At 43.8% G+C, this 16,732-nt stretch carries 7 protein-coding genes; 4 read left to right on the top strand and 3 right to left on the bottom strand.

Annotation, left to right across the window (positions count from 1 at the left end; all coding sequences use genetic code 11):
• Window positions 1-164 precede the first annotated feature (164 nt).
• Window positions 165-2,585, bottom strand: a complete 2,421-nt coding sequence (locus VEJY3_RS09240) for a glycoside hydrolase family 2 TIM barrel-domain containing protein (RefSeq protein ID WP_014232195.1) — start codon at window positions 2,583-2,585, stop codon at window positions 165-167.
• Window positions 2,586-2,695: 110 nt separating this feature from the next.
• On the bottom strand, window positions 2,696-3,778 hold the full coding sequence (locus tag VEJY3_RS09235) for a family 43 glycosylhydrolase (protein WP_014232194.1): 1,083 nt from the start codon (window positions 3,776-3,778) through the stop codon (window positions 2,696-2,698).
• A gap of 392 nt (window positions 3,779-4,170) precedes the next feature.
• Between VEJY3_RS09235 and VEJY3_RS09230 the strand changes: the two genes are divergently transcribed.
• From VEJY3_RS09230 to VEJY3_RS09215, 4 genes are all read left to right on the top strand, one after another.
• Window positions 4,171-5,499, top strand: a complete 1,329-nt coding sequence (locus VEJY3_RS09230; RefSeq protein ID WP_014232193.1) for a carbohydrate porin — start codon at window positions 4,171-4,173, stop codon at window positions 5,497-5,499.
• 86 nt (window positions 5,500-5,585) lie between these two features.
• Complete coding sequence (locus tag VEJY3_RS09225) at window positions 5,586-8,444, top strand: beta-galactosidase (RefSeq protein WP_014232192.1); 2,859 nt, start codon at window positions 5,586-5,588, stop codon at window positions 8,442-8,444.
• Window positions 8,445-8,512: 68 nt separating this feature from the next.
• Window positions 8,513-11,563, top strand: coding sequence for an agarase (locus VEJY3_RS09220; RefSeq protein ID WP_014232191.1), 3,051 nt, complete (start codon window positions 8,513-8,515; stop codon window positions 11,561-11,563).
• Window positions 11,564-11,753: 190 nt separating this feature from the next.
• Window positions 11,754-14,669: a beta-galactosidase gene (locus VEJY3_RS09215; RefSeq protein ID WP_014232190.1), complete on the top strand. Its 2,916-nt coding sequence runs from the start codon at window positions 11,754-11,756 to the stop codon at window positions 14,667-14,669.
• A 214-nt stretch (window positions 14,670-14,883) separates the two neighbouring features.
• On the opposite strand, the gene VEJY3_RS09210 is transcribed toward VEJY3_RS09215, so the two are convergent.
• Window positions 14,884-16,605 carry a solute:sodium symporter family transporter gene (locus tag VEJY3_RS09210; protein ID WP_014232189.1) on the bottom strand — a complete coding sequence of 574 codons (1,722 nt, stop codon included), beginning with the start codon at window positions 16,603-16,605 and terminating at the stop codon, window positions 14,884-14,886.
• Between the last annotated feature and the right edge of the window lie 127 nt (window positions 16,606-16,732).

The following is a 16,732-nucleotide window of genomic DNA, read 5'->3' as shown; positions in this document are numbered from 1 at the left end:
GACACGGTATTGTTCGAAATTACATTAGCAGACTTACACTAATGTATGTGTTTGCTTGCTGTGTAAGCTGCGACGCCTGTTGCTACTGCACGTATAGCTAAGCTTTAGGTATTTAGGCTCTTGTGAATACAAGAGCCAACTCAGAGTTAATGTATTAGTACAGTTTAAAGTAGTGAAAAAGAGGCTTTCACTCCTGAATTTGAGTAAATTTCGATATCACCACTTTGACCCTGCGATGATTTTACAACTGCTAAAACTCTGCCATGACGTGTAGCAATCGTTGGGCTATTATATGCGTTGATAGAAGATATACTGCCATTATCGGCTCCAATCCATTCACAACCGCGAACACGAAACTCTAACAATGCTTCTTCATGACTCACTGGATGGTTGTCTTTATCAAGCATCTGGACTATAAGTTGCCGGTATGAGCTTGAACCTTCATGGGTTTCATCTACAATCGAGATCTTCCTCGGCACTCCAGACGTGACAATTTCATCTCTAGTTACCTCTACGTCGTTCTTTAAACCAACCAGAGAGATCTTTCCTGCTCTATATGGTAAGGCCCAACGAAAGACTCTGTCGATTTGCTTTTCTAACTGTTGGGTTCCAACCAACTCATCGTTGAGGTAGAGTTGTACCTGCGGACAGTTGCTATAGGCTTCGATAGTGACCCATTGCTCATTTTCATAATTCCAGTGCGAGTTTCTTTCGTCCCAGACCCATAATTTTTTTTGCCAAGCATTTTCATCATGTTCAAAGGCAACAAAAGTTTGCTCGTCAAACTTCAGTTGTGTTAAGTCTGCTCGTTGAGTAAATACTTTGACATAAGGTTCGTCTGTCCACAGCGATTTAAAAAGCGCATAACTTGGTTTTTCAAACCCAGCGGTGTCTAGCAGGCCGCTGTCAGTGGTTCTTACAGGCCATTTACCATGAGATTCTCCCATATAATTGATTCCAGTCCAAAGAAACAATCCGGATACATGGTTGCGTTCAAGCACTGCTTTCCATTCATGCCATTGAGGTAAATTTTCATTACCGATTATCGGCAGGTTAGGTCTGATTTCATGCCCATAATCATATACAACACGTCGATAACTAAATCCAATTACATCGAGCGCGTCGGCGTAACCTGAATGGTAGCTGGATGATGGAAGGATACAGTTGGCAGTAATCGGTCGAGTTTGATCGATAGCTTTTACCCAACGAGCAAGCTTGTTCGCAGTTTTCCCAATATCATAAGTGTGCTGTGGCAAATTTTTGAGTTTATCTTTTATTTCATCGGGAGAGTTAGGTGGTAAGCTCCAGAAATAATTCCCATCCCAACTTGCATCAAAAAAGCCCGTTGCTTCGACGTTGCGTGGGTAGGTCCACTCAATTTCGTTGCCAATACTCCACATGAATATTGATGGATGGTTAATATGGCATTTCAACGTATTACAAAGATCGGTTTTTGCTCGGGTTTGAAAGTGCTCGGTGTAACATTGGCTGAAAAAGTCATCGTGTTGGTTGCCCATGTTAAGGCGTTTATCTTTAGGATAATCCCACTCGTCAAAAAACTCATCCTGCACCAGAAATCCCATCGTGTCACAGAGGTGCAATAGACGCTTGGAGGCTGGGTTGTGTGCGATTCTTATTGCATTTACACCACATTGTTTGAGCTTTGACAACCGACGTATCCATATTTCATCAGGTACGGCAGCGCCAACGAGTCCGCCATCATGATGAAGGCAGACCCCACGGACTTTAGTTGGCATCCCATTGAGGAAAAACCCCTGTTCTGGCGAAAACTCTATGCTACGAAAACCAATGTTTTCAGATACCTTATCAATGACGCAGCCATTTTCGTAGATTTGAGTTTCCAACTTATAAAGAATTGGTGAATCTGGGCTCCAAAGGCTCAGTTGATCACACGTTAGTTCTAAATCACATACTTCTCGATTGTTCACTGAACGATGCGTTCGAGCTGTAGCTACGCAATTATCGGAATTGGGCTCGAGCAAACGACTTACAATTGTCAAGTAATGCGTTTTCGTTTTTGCTTCAATCATCAGTTGCTGGTGGATATGGCCAATCTGGTTTGAGCTAACGGAAGCTTTTATATGATTTTCCCAAATAGGAACAAACACATCCTTAGTTAGAACCATTTCTATATCACGGTAAATACCTGAACCTGTATACCACCTACTGTCGATATACCTGCGTCTATCGACATGGATAGTAATTACATTGTCTGATTTCAAGTAATCAGTAATTTCTATATTGAATGGCGCATAACCATACGCTTGGAAATGTATATCATAGCCATTGATATTAATGGTTGCATTGTTGTAAATCCCGTCAAAAACGAGTATACAGCGCGAATAGTGTTTATTTAGAGGATTTTTAAACTGCTTTTTGTACCAACCAATTCCCCCAGGTAGGTAACCCGTGGCTCCATCATACTGTGGAGAAAAGGCCGAAGCTACACTCCAATCGTGGGGAAGCGTAACCGTCGACCATTGTTTGGTATTCGGTTTATCTTTTGCCAACTGAAAAAGCCAGTTGTCGTTAAATAATGTGGTACTTCTCGGTGAATTGTGCATATCAAAGTATCCTGAAAAAAAAACAGTTAACGGCTGGGTAGGTATACAGGGAAAGGGTTAGTCATTGGCGAAAAAGTGGCTCCTTTATGAGCCACTGGTTTAGAGCGAACTTAATTACTATTTTGGAACGTACCCGCATCTAAAATTTGACGTTTTACGCGGTATCGGCAGATATAATTCCAGTTCCAGCTAGGGTCATACTTATGGCATAGCCCCCAGTTTAAGCCTGGCGCATCAAAGCTATCTTCTTGTGGATCACGGAATATACCTAGCGCCTCTGGTGCTCCTTTGATATGAGACATAATTTCGAAGTTAATACCGTCTTTAGCCCATTGAATCGTGTTTTTCTCAGGACCATCGGTAGTAATCAATGATGCGATACCACCATTGTGATGCCAGACCGCAACTTCATGCCCAGAGTTTGAGATAGGGTTGTATTCTGATTTGACGTAAGGGCCAGTAACTTTATCAGCTATGGCCACTCCATGCTTAATTTCACGACCGCCCATATTCATACTCTCACCCATAGTTTCGCCTTTATAGTATAGGTAAAACTTGTTATTGAAGAACATCAGGCAAGGATCGTGCACTTTGTGACTGTCAAAGCTACCTTTTGATTTTACATTGAAGCGGTTGTCTTCATCACCTTCCCATTCGCCATCTTTTTCGGGGCTAAGGATAGGAGCATCTGATTTGGTCCATGGACCGAATGGACTATCTGACCAAGCCAGTGCTATCTCTTCAAATTGGCGGTTGGTGTACGGAAATTGGACAGTTTGGTAAACAAGGTAGTAACAACCCTCGTGCGCTAAGACCTCGGGAGTGAACACTGCTCGGTCATCATATGAGCCTGATTTACCAGCTTGAATCGCAGGACCTTGCTCTTTCCATGTTATGCCGTCAGCGGAGGTCGCATGCCATACTTCAGTTTTGTCCCAAGGAAAAACTTTGTCTTCTGGGTTGCCTGTAAAACCTTTGGTTTCCCCCTCACCTTTGGTGTACCAACAGTGGTACAAGTCATGAACTTTGATGACAGCGGTAGGATCGCGGCGAATCACTCCCTCTTCATAGGCAAAGTCGCCTTTCAGTTTTTGTACATCAAATTCAATCAACCATTCAGGCCCGCGACTATCATAACCGCGTTCAATAGCACGTAAACTTGCCAGGCTAAGTTTTTTCTTAGGTGAATTCATGAGGTATCTCTCTATACAAATACAAATTTCGAACAAAGGTAAACCAATTTTGAGTTTGTGTCTATTTGCTGGTCTTCAAAATAACGACTCTTTGGTAATAAGGTGATGGAATACACAGTTTTAAGCATTGATATGACCAATATTCGTGTTAACCACAGTTTATTTTAAACTAACTTGGAATATGTAAGTGGTTGAAAATAAAAGGGTCTCATGATGTGGGTTACTGAGATTGGTAATTGGAGTTTTATCTTAGGTTGGTCTTTATTCGTTAATTGTTATACCTGTCACTGATTATTGGTTTGCCATTTTGTAATAATACTGACATTGAAGTTGCATTGGTAAACCATCTTCATTTATTAACTTACTATCTACTTAATCTTTAAGGACAAAAGATGAAACATAAAATCCTAAAGTACTCTGCAGTGTGTTCCAGTTTATTAGTTGCACTTTCCGCACATGCTAACACACCTGAGGGTTTAGCTTTCCACGGCTATCTAATGTATGGCGCAGGCTTTACTAATGATGAAGTGTTGAATGAGGCAGCTTATGACTGGGCTGGAACAGGTGGTAATATTTTCCGGTTACCTGGTCAATATCATGCAGACTCGTCAGCTGGTCGTCTAGGTAACGACGGTAACTGGTTACAGCTGCAATCTGATTATGGTTTAAATATGAATGATATGAACTGGGGTGTTCATGTTATGTTCTCATCCAATGGTTACTCTGACAATTTCGTACCTGAGTGGATATATGTTGATGCGGCTGGTGTGTTCCCAGCAATGCCTGACGCTACGGTATGGGCAGGCCAAAAGTATGTGAACCGCGTGTCGACGCCATTGGTGGTCAATGAAGCGCTTGCGAGTGATGGTCGTGGGTTTGGTATTGAGAAAATAGACTTAGATTTTGCCGCCCTTGATTTATCAGTAACTCGTAACCTTTACAACTCATATACAAATGGTGATATGAACCAAGGCGATACCGTCTTATTCTCATCTGCACTTCGAGGTATGGATATAACAGATACGATTAATAGTGAATTGTATCTCAACTACGGCACTTACATTGGTCCAAATAGTGATGTAATTAACGAGTCCACAGGGGATAAGTACAAAGAAGCTGCGCCAGATTCCTATCAAGTAGGTTTAAAATTTAATCACAATTTAGACAATCTGCACCACCAACTATTCTTACGTTATAGCAGCGAAGCTCGACAAGTTGCGACACGCGAATGGTGGCAGCCAGTGCCAAGTGATCTGATTGGTGGGTTCTTTTATGGTAAATACCAGCTAACAGATCGTTTCCGCTTCGAATACACGTATGCTCACGAAACTGAAAAATATGACCAACGTGCACGTGAGACTGGGCATCCAAACCGTATGCCAATAGCAGCAATGCAAAGTGATTGGGACTCATTCATCATTCGTAATACTTATAACTGGAACAAGCGTACTTCGACTCAGCTAGAAGCTGGCTACGAACAGATCAAGTATGAAGCTGTAAACCCAAGCGAAGATGGCACCAACTCAGGTTACAAAATTACACTTGCTCAAAACCTTCATATTGGTAATGGAGAGTGGGACCGTCCGGTACTTAACTTCTACGTTACTTATGCTGAACAAGATGTAGAGACGGATGTTTTTGATACATGGGCAATTGGTGGCTTTAAAATGGGCAAATCGGATGCACTTACGGCTGGCGTAATGTTCGAAGCATGGTGGTAATCCTGACATAAATATCATTTAAACAGTTTCTCCACGGCTTAGGTCGTGGAGTACTTATATCGACTCCTATAAAGATAATAACGAGTATGAACAAGACAAAAATTGCACTTATCCTATCGAGCTTGCTGTTTGGCGCGTATGGTTGTCAATCGACGACAGGATCTCAACCGGAAACTTCTGGAGAGAGTGAGGAACAAGCGAGCATTGCTATCCCTGATTTTGAATCGGATAGTTTCTTTAATAACGTACAAGCATCACACGCGAAATCTGAAAAAGTGACAGGCGTTGGTGTTACCTCGGGTAACTCTGCTTTGAAGGTGACGTTTGATGCTGTCTCTGAAGCAAACAAATTTAAATACTGGCCTAATGTGAAGTTCTTCCCCGAGGGTGGGATGTGGAACTGGAATAATAGGGGCAGCTTAAAAGTGGATGTCACCAACCCAAGTGATACGCCTGCAACGTTTATCTTCAAGATCGTCGATAACGTCGGCCAGATGGGGGCGGCGACCAACCAGCTTAATTACGCAGTTACGATTCCAGCGAACAGCACCGAAAATGTTGAGATGCTATTCAATGGCGGTAAGCGTGGTCTTGATGGTTATTGGGATGGTCAGAACATTAACTTGCGCAAACTGGCTGAACTGCAGGTGTTTGTTCAAGGGCCAATGGATGAGCAAACCATTATTCTCGATAACCTACAGTTGGTTGATGCTACAGGTGATTTTATCTCTGCTGAGGAACAAGTCGTCGAAGCAGGGCCAATTCCGACATTAAAATCAATCACCAACTTTGAATCTGGTGAAAAGCACTTTATTTCAGACCGCAGCGTATCGACGACCATCGAAAAAGTAAAATCAGATGGGGGCCTTGGTCTTCAAGTGAAGTTCAAAGCAGACAACGACTATCCAAATATTACCTTTATGCCAAACCGTCCTTGGGATTGGTCTAAAGAGGGTAACTTTAACCTCGCCTTTGATATTGAAAATCCAACCAATGATCCTATCCAGATGTTTGTTCGCGTTGACCAAGCGGAGAACAAAAACTGGGGTGGTACGGCTGATGGTGTTAAAGACAGTATGTCAAACTATGTGACGCTGCTGCCTAATGAGACAAGCACATACTACATGAGCTTAAGTCAGCTAGAAGGTCATATTGTTTCCGGCATGCGCAGTGAACCACCTAAGAAAGCGTATAGCGCACAAGCCATTAGCTATGGCTGGGGTGAAACCAGCTTGGATTTGTCTAACATAGTTTCAATTCAGCTTTATCTGCAAAATCCAACCAAAGACGCCACGATTGTGGTTGACTCAATTCGCTTAGTACCAAACCTTGATGCCGACACGACGCGTTACGAAGGGTTAGTCGATCAGTATGGCCAGTTTACGGGTAGTGACTGGGCTGAGAAAGTACACAACGATGAAGAACTACGTGCTTCGGGCAAAGCGGCGCTTGAGCATCTTGGCAAAGCCGAGCTGATGTCTGACCGCAGTAAATTCGGTGGTTGGAATGCAGGCCCTCGTATGGAGGCCACAGGGTTCTTCCGCACCGAGAAACTGGATGGCAAGTGGACGTTAGTTGACCCAGAAGGTTACCCGTTCTTCATGACAGGTCTTGCCAACATTCGAATGGATGACACTGTCACCATTACCGGTGCGGATTTTGACAACCCAGAGACAAAGCAAGGGCGTCAAATCGCATCACAATTACGTGAATCGATGTTCACTTGGCTACCTGAGTATGACGATCAACTTGCAGTGAACTATGACTACGCCGGTTATGTCCACTCTGGTGCACTGAAGAAAGGTGAGGTATTCAGTTTCTATCGTGCCAACCTGATGCGTAAATACGAAACCTCGCAACAAGAAGCGATGGAGATTTGGCGTGATGTAACGCTTGATCGTATGCAAGATTGGGGTTTTACCACGTTGGGTAATTGGATTGATCCAATGTTCTTCGGAACAGAACGTGTTGCTTATGAAGCACACGGTTGGATCATGGGTGAACACAAGCGAATCAGTACAGGTAATGACTACTGGGGTCCTATTCATGACCCATTCGATCCTGAGTTCAAGCAGAGCACTAGAGTGATGGCAGAAGGTCTCGCGAAACAAGTGGAGAAAGATGACCCATGGTTATTGGGTATCTTTGTCGACAATGAGATCAGCTGGGGTAATGTGATGAATGAGGCCAACCATTATGGTCTGATTGTCAACGCACTAAGCTATGACGCGAAAGAGAGCCCTGCGAAGGCTGCATTCTCAACATATCTAAAAGAGAAATACACTACGATCAATGCCCTGAATCAGGCGTGGGGAACGACTCAGGTCAACTCTTGGGAAGAGTTTGATAAGTCGTTCGACTATCGTAGCAGCCTAAAGCCAGGTATGAAGCGAGACTATTCAGACATGTTAACCATGCTGGCAGATAAGTATTTCTCTACAGTAGATGCTGAACTAGAGCGCGTGTTGCCAAATCACATGTATCTAGGTGCGCGATTTGCTGACTGGGGTGTGACACCAGAAATTGCAAAAGGCGCGGCGAAGTATGTGGATGTCATGAGTTACAACCTGTACGCCAATGATTTGAATGACTCTAAAAAAGCACACTTTAGAAAGTGGCTAGCGGAATTAGACAAGCCAAGCATCATCGGTGAATTCCATTTTGGTTCGACAGATACAGGTCTGTTCCATGGTGGTATCGTGAATGTTGCCAATCAAACAGAGCGCGCGAAGATGTACACCAATTACATGCAGAGTGTGGTAGACAACCCTTACTTTGTTGGTGCGCATTGGTTCCAGTACCTTGACTCGCCAGCAACAGGTCGAGCTTGGGATGGTGAAAACTACAACATCGGTTTTGTCACCATCGCTGACGAACCTTATGTTGAATTGATTGAGGCGGCAAAGCAATTCAACGCAAACCTCTATAACAACCGCTTTAAATAACGTCGAAAATAGGCACGGACGCTTATTCCGTGCCTGATTATTTCATTAAGGAAAATGAGATCCATTTTATGAACGTGAATAAAACTCTAACAGCCCTGCTTATTGTGGGAATGGCTGCACCTACGCTTGCTTCAACGTTAGTGACTTCTTTTGAAAGTTCTGATTACTCAGCAGGAGAAAATAACCCGGAATGGCTACAAATTGTTGGTGATCAATCCTCATCATATTCACTGGTTTCTGACGGTGTTACAGATGGAGAACAAGCACTTAAAAGTGACTTTAGTGCTGAATTTGAACCTGTCATTATCTGGAACTGGGGAACATGGAATTGGTCTCAACACAATGTGATGACCGTAGACGTTACCAATTCTGAGAGCACAGATACTGTCTTTGCAATTAAACTTGTGGATAACGATATTCAGAATGATTGGGGTGACTCAACTCAAACAAGTCTGGACTACTTCACTGCACCCGCCGGAGAGACCACGACGTTTACATTTAATCTAGATGGTGGAAATGAATATCAAGATCACGGTGTGAACTTTGATAAAGATAAGGTGCTAGCTATTCAATTCATGTTGTCGAATAACGAGTCTAAATCTTTGCACTTTGATAATGTGCGCGTCTCTGATGGCACAACAGAGCCAACACCTCCACCAACTGACCCAGAAGATATGAGCGGAAGCGTTTCATCGGCACCAGTGAAAACCCTACTTCAGCTCGAAACGTTTGAAGAACTGACAGATTCTATCGAAGCGACAGGCGCGGATATAGAACTGATTGATGAAGGGGTTAGTATTGGTGAAACCGCGCTGAAAGCCACGTTCAACAATGGGTGGAGCTCGGTCAAACTGAATGGGAACTGGGATTTGTCAGCATTGGGAGAGCACCTAGCGATTGCGGTCGATGTGACAAACCCAACCAATACCGGTCTATTTCTGTACTCGAGAATAGAAGACAACAGCGGTAATGAAGCGTCGGGTATTGCACGCGGAAAGTATATTCCAGCAAAAAGCACTCAGACTGTTTATATAAGCGTTAAAGATACTCCAGCGATTGGTGATATTGTCAATACACTGGGTTTGCGTGAGCTTCCGGCAAAATCACTCGACGAAGGTTGGGGTGATTGGCTAGAGTTAAACCTTGCAGCGATTCAGTCGGTTACTTTCTTTATTCCTGATCTAGCAGAGGGAACTACTGATCACGAGTTTATCTTTGATAACGCTCGTGTGATCAAAGATCTTAATGATGTATCAGCCTACGAAGAGTTGGTGGATTCACTGGGTCAAAACAATCAACATGATTTCTACGCTAAGCTAGAGAGTCGTGAGAAACTTGATAGTTTGGGTGCACGAGAGACACAACTGCTTGGTAAACTACTTAACCGTAGTCAATATGGCGGTGCACCTGCTGGTAGTAGCATTGTTGCTGACCAAGACTGTAAACTGGCTAACCCAGCCACTTTTAATGTGTGTAAAACAGCAGACGGTAAATGGTATCTGGTTGATCCTGACGGTAACGCCTTTATTTCAACGGGTCTTGCTAACATTCGAATGACAGACACGTATACCTTTACTGGTGAATCGAGCACAATGCCTTCCGATGTGCGTAAGTCAATGTTCACTGAGATCCCGACAAATCACCGAAAAGAGATGGGTCCTGTTCATAGTGGACCTGTCAAACAAGGTGAGGGTGTGAGTTTCTACGCTAACAACATAGATGCGCGTCATGGTGGTGAAGAAGCTTGGCAAGACATCACTATCAAGCGTATGCAAGACTGGGGCTTTACGTCACTTGGTAACTGGACAGACTCTGCCTTCTATGCAAAAGCGGCCGCAGCGAACATGCCTTATGTTGCAAATGGGTGGGTACTTCACCATGAAACCTCAGAGAATCCTGTTAACCGTATTGGCGCAGGATATTGGGGGCCGATAGCTGACCCGTTTGATCCTAACTTTGCCTTAGCTGCTGAGAAAATGGCGGCGAAAATCAAAGAAGAAGTGACAGGTCATGAAGCGACCTTGATGGGTATTTTCGTTGATAATGAAATAAGCTGGGGTAACTGTCTGAATGGTGATGATGCGGCGTGTTATGGGCAAACGCTAGCGGCGATGAACACAGATGCCAGCACAAGCCCAGCGAAAGCTGCGTTTATCTGGTTCCTTGAAAATGGCTTTGGGCAATCGAAAACAATTGAGGCATTCAATACCGCTTGGGGAACATCGTTCGCATCATGGTCTGAATTAGGCGGAGCACAGAGCTTTGAATACTCTGCAGGCATGTTGGATGATTTAAAGTCATTGAACTGGCAGTTTGCAAACAAATACTTTGAGGTTGTGAAGCAAGCAATCAAAGCAGAGTTTCCTAATAACCTTTATTTAGGTGCTCGTTTTGCTGACTGGGGAAGAACACCGGAAACGGTTGATGCCGCTAAAGTTCATGCTGATGTTGTCAGCTTCAACATCTACAAAGACAGCATCACGTCCGAAGACTGGCAATCAGATGTACTAGAACAAATCGAGGATTTAGATTTCCCAGCTATCATCGGTGAGTTCCACTTCGGTGCGCTGGATAGCGGTAACTTCGCAACCGGAATTGTTTCAGCAAACTCGCAAAAAGATCGTGGCGACAAGTACATTACGTACATGGAGTCGGTATTAGCGAATGATAACTTTGTCGGTGCGCACTGGTTCCAATACCTTGATTCACCTGTAACAGGCCGTGCATGGGATGGTGAAAACTACAACGTTGGTTTCGTTAATGTAACGGATACACCATACAGCCACTTAACGGATGCAGCACGACTCATTAATTGTGAGTTATATGGTGATGACTGTTCTGCGTTAGAGGCCAATACAGAAACGCGCTCTGCACGTGATGTTGGCTCGTTATATAATGGTCGAAATATCGGAATCACTTCTGGTCAGTTAAATGGATTAGAAACCATAGAAGGCATTGACCCTGAAGAGCCGGTTGATCCACCAACTGACCCTGATGAGCCGGTTGATCCACCAACTGACCCTGATGAGCCACAACTGCGTACTGGTGGTTCATTAGGTGCCTTCTTTGTGTCAATCATTGCCGTTTTAGGATGGGTACGTAGAAAATACGTATCATAGTCATAACTGCATGAAAAAAAACAAAGCCGCGATAGTGACTATCGCGGCTTTTTGTCGTCTAGCGCACAGAATAAGCAATCGGTGCATATATTGACCAATAATCAGTATTGGATCACTCCAAAATTTTTTTTGGTATGTACTATTTGTAGATTGGTTATCCAATAACTACGTGAAGGAAAGGAGAATCTCAGTGCGTTTCAACAAAAATACTATCGCGCTCGCTATCATTGCCAGCACTCTTGCAGCAGGCAGCATTGCCGCTACAAAAACACCAGACACATCCAATAACGAAACAACTCAACAAGATATGAGTAGTAGCGTTCAACCTGTTGTCATGACAGATGATGGGTTTCTATCAAAAACCGCCAACACACACACTTCATATAATGTGGCTGGCGAAAACCTGGAAATCGTGTTCGATGCGATTTCTGAGTCAGAAGCAAACTCTAAATGGCCAAACATGAAGTTTCGCCCGGAGTCTGGTTCTTATGATTGGAATACCAAAGGTGGCTTACAGCTGACACTCGAAAACCCCGGCGACAGAGAAGTTCGAATTGAAATGAAAGTGGCGGACAACATTGGCATTATGGGGGCGACGACGCACCAGCTCGATCTGCCAATATATTTACCTGCTGGAAAAACCACGACAGTCGATTTCCTTTTTAATGGCGCAGAGATGAATATTGAAGGTTACCGAGGTGGTAGTGAGCTTGATTTGCGCAATATCGCTGAGTTCCAATTCTACGCGGTTGGCCCGATAGGTGAGCAAAAAGTAGTAGTACATGACATTGATTTTATTGAACGTACTGGAGATTTTGTTCTATCAGAAGCGCGTCAAGGTCAAGTGATTGAGGCGCAAATTCCCACTATTTTAACAGTAACTGACTTTGAAAGTGGTGTTGAAGGTATTGTTGAACACCACTCTGGCTCTAATGTTGATATCGTCAAGTCTGACACAGGCTCTGCAATTAAGGTTCATTACACAACCGACGATGACTATCCGACAATCAAATTCTCGGCTGGAAAAGACGGTCAGGCTTGGGATTGGTCAAAGTATGGCGATGTTGCCCTAGCATTTGATGCGAAAAACATTGGTGATTCAGGCATGCAGCTATTTGTGCGTGTCGATGATGCACTAGATGAAAAGCTGGGTGGTACGGCTACGGGAGCAGTAAACAGCCGTACGGGTTATGTACAGATTCCAGCAAACTCAGAAGACAAATATTACTTCACATTTAAAGACTTGGCTGAAGGCTTGGATTCAGGTATGCGTGGCGAGCCGCCAAAGAAATCCTTCTCAGCAAGCCAAGTGGTGTTTGGTTGGGGCGAATCTGAGCTTGATCTATCGAACATTGTCAGCGTGCAACTTTACATGATGAACCCTCAAGAAGAGGCGACATTGGTTATCGATAACCTATCGTTGATTCCTAACCTAAGTACGGACACTACGCGATACGCCAATCTGTTGGATGAGTTTGGTCAATATCAGGAAGAAACGTGGCCAGAAAAAATCACCGATTTGGATCAGCTAAAGGCTCAAGCCAAAGTCGACAAAAAACTGTTGAAGAATGCCTCGTTGATGAGTGATCGTTCAAAGTTCGGTGGCTGGGCTAAAGGTCCGAAACTAGAGGCAACAGGTTATTTCCGCACAGAGAAAGTCAATGATAAGTGGGCGCTGGTGGACCCTGAAGGATACCTCTACTTCGCTACAGGGGTAGACAATATTCGTATGGATGACAGCTACACAGTGACAGGGATGGACTTTGCTGATGCGGTAGAGGCAGACACTAAGGGGATGCGTCCAAGTCAGGTTGCCGCTGAGCGTTACATTGATGACAAGCGTGAGCGTGTAGAAGCCTCAACACTCCGCCGTGGTATGTTTGATTGGTTACCTGATTTCAATGATCCACTGGCAGACAACTATAGCTATACGCAAATGGTGCATAAAGGACCTCTCAAGCATGGTGAAGTGTTCAGCTTCTATTCGGCGAACTTGCAGCGTAAGTATGATACCGACTCTGCACAAGAAGCGATTGAGATTTGGAAGGACGTGACACTTGCACGAATGCAGGATTGGGGTTTCACTTCCTTAGGGAACTGGTCCGATCCTATGTACCGAAAAAACGGTAAAGTGCCGTATACAGCACATGGTTGGATTACGGGAGACCACCAACGAGTTAGTACAGGTAACGACTACTGGGGGGCTATGCATGACCCATTTGACACAAATTTTCGGGTCTCTGTGGCCATAATGGCGAAGGAGTTGGGTGAAGAGGTTGACAATGACCCTTGGTGTATCGGTTATTTCGTTGACAATGAGTTGAGCTGGGGCAATACCGTCAACAATACAAACCACTACGCACTGGCGATTTCTGGTTTACGTGCTAGCACAAAAGAAAGCTCGGCCAAAGCGGCGTTTGATGCATTACTTAAAGCAAAATATGGCTCGATCAAGAAGTTCAACGCTGCATGGGGCGTTGATGTTGCCTCATGGGATGCTTTCGCTAAAGGCTTCAATTATCAAGGTGAATACACTGAAACAGTGAAAGCCGACCTTTCAGTATTGTTAGATGCATTTGCTGATAAGTATTTTGCGGTTGTTAGTGAAGAGATGGAGAAAGCGTTACCTAACCATCTATACATGGGAGTGCGATTCTCTGATTGGGGAATAACACCTGAAGCTGCGACAGCAGCCGCACGTTATGTTGATGTGATGAGTTACAATCTTTACGCCACTGATCTAAATGCAAAAGGGGACTGGAGCCGTTTACCGGAGTTGGATAAACCTAGCATTATTGGTGAGTTCCACTTTGGTTCTACTGATTCAGGTTTATTCCACCCTGGTATTATCAGTAGTGACAATCAACAAGGTCGTGCGCAATCTTACGCTAAGTATATGGAAAGCGTGATTGATAACCCGTACTTTGTTGGTGCACATTGGTTCCAGTATATGGATTCACCCGTAACAGGGCGTGCATGGGATGGTGAAAACTATAACGTGGGTTTTGTGACAGTAACGGATACACCATACGAGCCCTTGGTAAAGTCTGCCAAAGAGATCAACCGTAATTTATACAATCGACGATTCGGATCTATTAACAAATGAAGTAATTTGTAACTCTTGACAGTAATTTTTATAAGTCTGTGTCATTTCAGTTGTATGTAATAAAGAAATGACACAGACGTAACATGCCTACGCTGAACGATCCAAACTTGAGGTTGTCTCAATTTCGGTGTGATAGTCTACGATTATCTAAAACATGAGAGAGTTAGGTATATAGACTATTGTGTCACTGTGAACTATCACGCAGTTAAAAACTTTAGGGTATATACATGTCTTTTAATTTGGTTATTTTGTCATTGCTTCTTCGTTTAAGCAGGTAGCTTGATAGCACGCCAAAGAACAGGATTACGCCACAGAAGCCGTATACATGCATGATGGTTGGATCGTTCGATACAAAGCCAGCATCCGAGAACATTACGTACGCGCCTAGTACCATGTAGATTATTACTGCTGAGGCCTCAAAACGGAATGACCAAGGCGTTACGTCAATACTCTCATTGACTGGCATTACATAATCCGTATCACGTGGCATAAAGTGACCAATCACAAACATTAGTACTGTACACACCACAAACAAGATTGCTAATTGGTGTAGGAAGTGAATCGGTGTATCAAATATCAGTTGCATTGCAGCGTAGGAGCTTACAAATACCGTGAGCGCTACTTTGGCAGCAATGGCAGGGACACGTTTTGAAATATAGCCAACAAATACGATAGTAAAGATCGGCACACTAAAGAATCCTGCAACCATTTGCAAATATTGAAATAACCCTTCTGGTGCATAAAGGATGAATGGTGCAATACACACTGAAATGACCGCGATAATGACACCGAAAATGCGACCTTTACCTACTAGCTCTTCATCGGATTTGTCGTTGCCAAAAAGAGGTTTGTAAACGTTCAAAGCAAACAGGGTTGTTGAGCTGTTTAATACACCATTAAACGTACTTAATATGGCACCAAACATCACCGCAACAAAGAAGCCAACCAGAGGTTTAGGTAGTACTTCGTTGACTAAGCGAGTGTACATCGTATCTGGGTTGCCCGCATCTGCACCAAACATATGGAATGCGATAATACCCGGAATAATAAGGAATAATGGGGAGATAACCTTGATTGCGCCTGCCAAAATTACACCCTTTTGACCTTCTTTTAGGTTCTTCGCACCAAGTGCACGTTGGATGATAGATTGGTCGGTACCCCAGTAGTACAAATTTACCAACAGTAAGCCTGTGAACAACGTTGAGAACGGTAGTGGGTCGGTCTCTTGTCCTACTGATTGAAGCTTTTCTGGTGCCGCGGTCAGCAGCATATCTAAGCCTTCCATAAAGTTGCCACCACCCAGTGCCATCAGACCAAACACAGGGATCATCAAGCCACCTGTAATTAAACCTACGCCATTAATGGTGTCTGCGATAACCACGGCTTTTAGGCCACCGTAAATCGCATAGAAGAAACCCAGTAAACCAATGGTTGCGGAGATAAGTGCGATGGAACTGAACTCAGATATTCCCAGTAAACTTTGTACATCGAAGATTTCACCCAACACTACTGCGCCAGCGTAAAGTGTTGTAGGCAGAATATTAATGACGTATTGGCATAAGAACAGTAGCGTTACAAACTTTTTCACCGACATATCATAACGGCTTTCCAAGAAGTCAGGGATGGTGGTGATGCCTTGCTTGAGGTAGCGTGGAACAAGCAGTAATGCGATTATCACCAGCGTGACACCAGAAGCAACCTCCCAACCCATGACACTCATATTGTGGGTGTAGGATTGCGCACTCATGCCCACAAAGCTGGTCGCACTGAGGTTGGTTAAAATCAAGGAACTGGCAATTAATCCTCCCGTTAAGCTTCGTCCACCAAGGAAGAAACCATCTTGAGAGTTGTGTTTATCGTTTCTGACTTTGCTGTAAGTGAACACCACAACAAAGCCTGTAAACAGCAAGAACGAAAGTAATACTGTAATAGACATTTTGTTTCCTTAACAAGTTAAGCAATAAGTTTTTGCTTGTTGGTCGTAGGGTGTCCCTCTAGCATCTAGTAAGAGTGTTTTATCAGGAACAACGTTAAGTTGAAACCCGTTGCTAGAGGGACATAAA

The sequence above is a fragment of the Vibrio sp. EJY3 genome (assembly GCF_000241385.1).
Classification (GTDB): Bacteria; Pseudomonadota; Gammaproteobacteria; order Enterobacterales; family Vibrionaceae; genus Vibrio; species Vibrio natriegens.
Note: the sequence above shows the minus strand (reverse complement) of the source record. Positions and strands in the feature narration are given on the sequence as shown.

What these genes read in the sequence shown, in the direction of transcription:
- VEJY3_RS09240 (WP_014232195.1), bottom strand. Translation starts at nt 2,585, where the DNA reads ATGCACAATTCACCGAGAAGTACCACATTATTTAACGACAACTGGCTT.
- VEJY3_RS09235 (WP_014232194.1), bottom strand. Translation starts at nt 3,778, where the DNA reads ATGAATTCACCTAAGAAAAAACTTAGCCTGGCAAGTTTACGTGCTATT.
- VEJY3_RS09230 (WP_014232193.1), top strand. Translation starts at nt 4,171, where the DNA reads ATGAAACATAAAATCCTAAAGTACTCTGCAGTGTGTTCCAGTTTATTA.
- VEJY3_RS09225 (WP_014232192.1), top strand. Translation starts at nt 5,586, where the DNA reads ATGAACAAGACAAAAATTGCACTTATCCTATCGAGCTTGCTGTTTGGC.
- VEJY3_RS09220 (WP_014232191.1), top strand. Translation starts at nt 8,513, where the DNA reads ATGAACGTGAATAAAACTCTAACAGCCCTGCTTATTGTGGGAATGGCT.
- VEJY3_RS09210 (WP_014232189.1), bottom strand. Translation starts at nt 16,605, where the DNA reads ATGTCTATTACAGTATTACTTTCGTTCTTGCTGTTTACAGGCTTTGTT.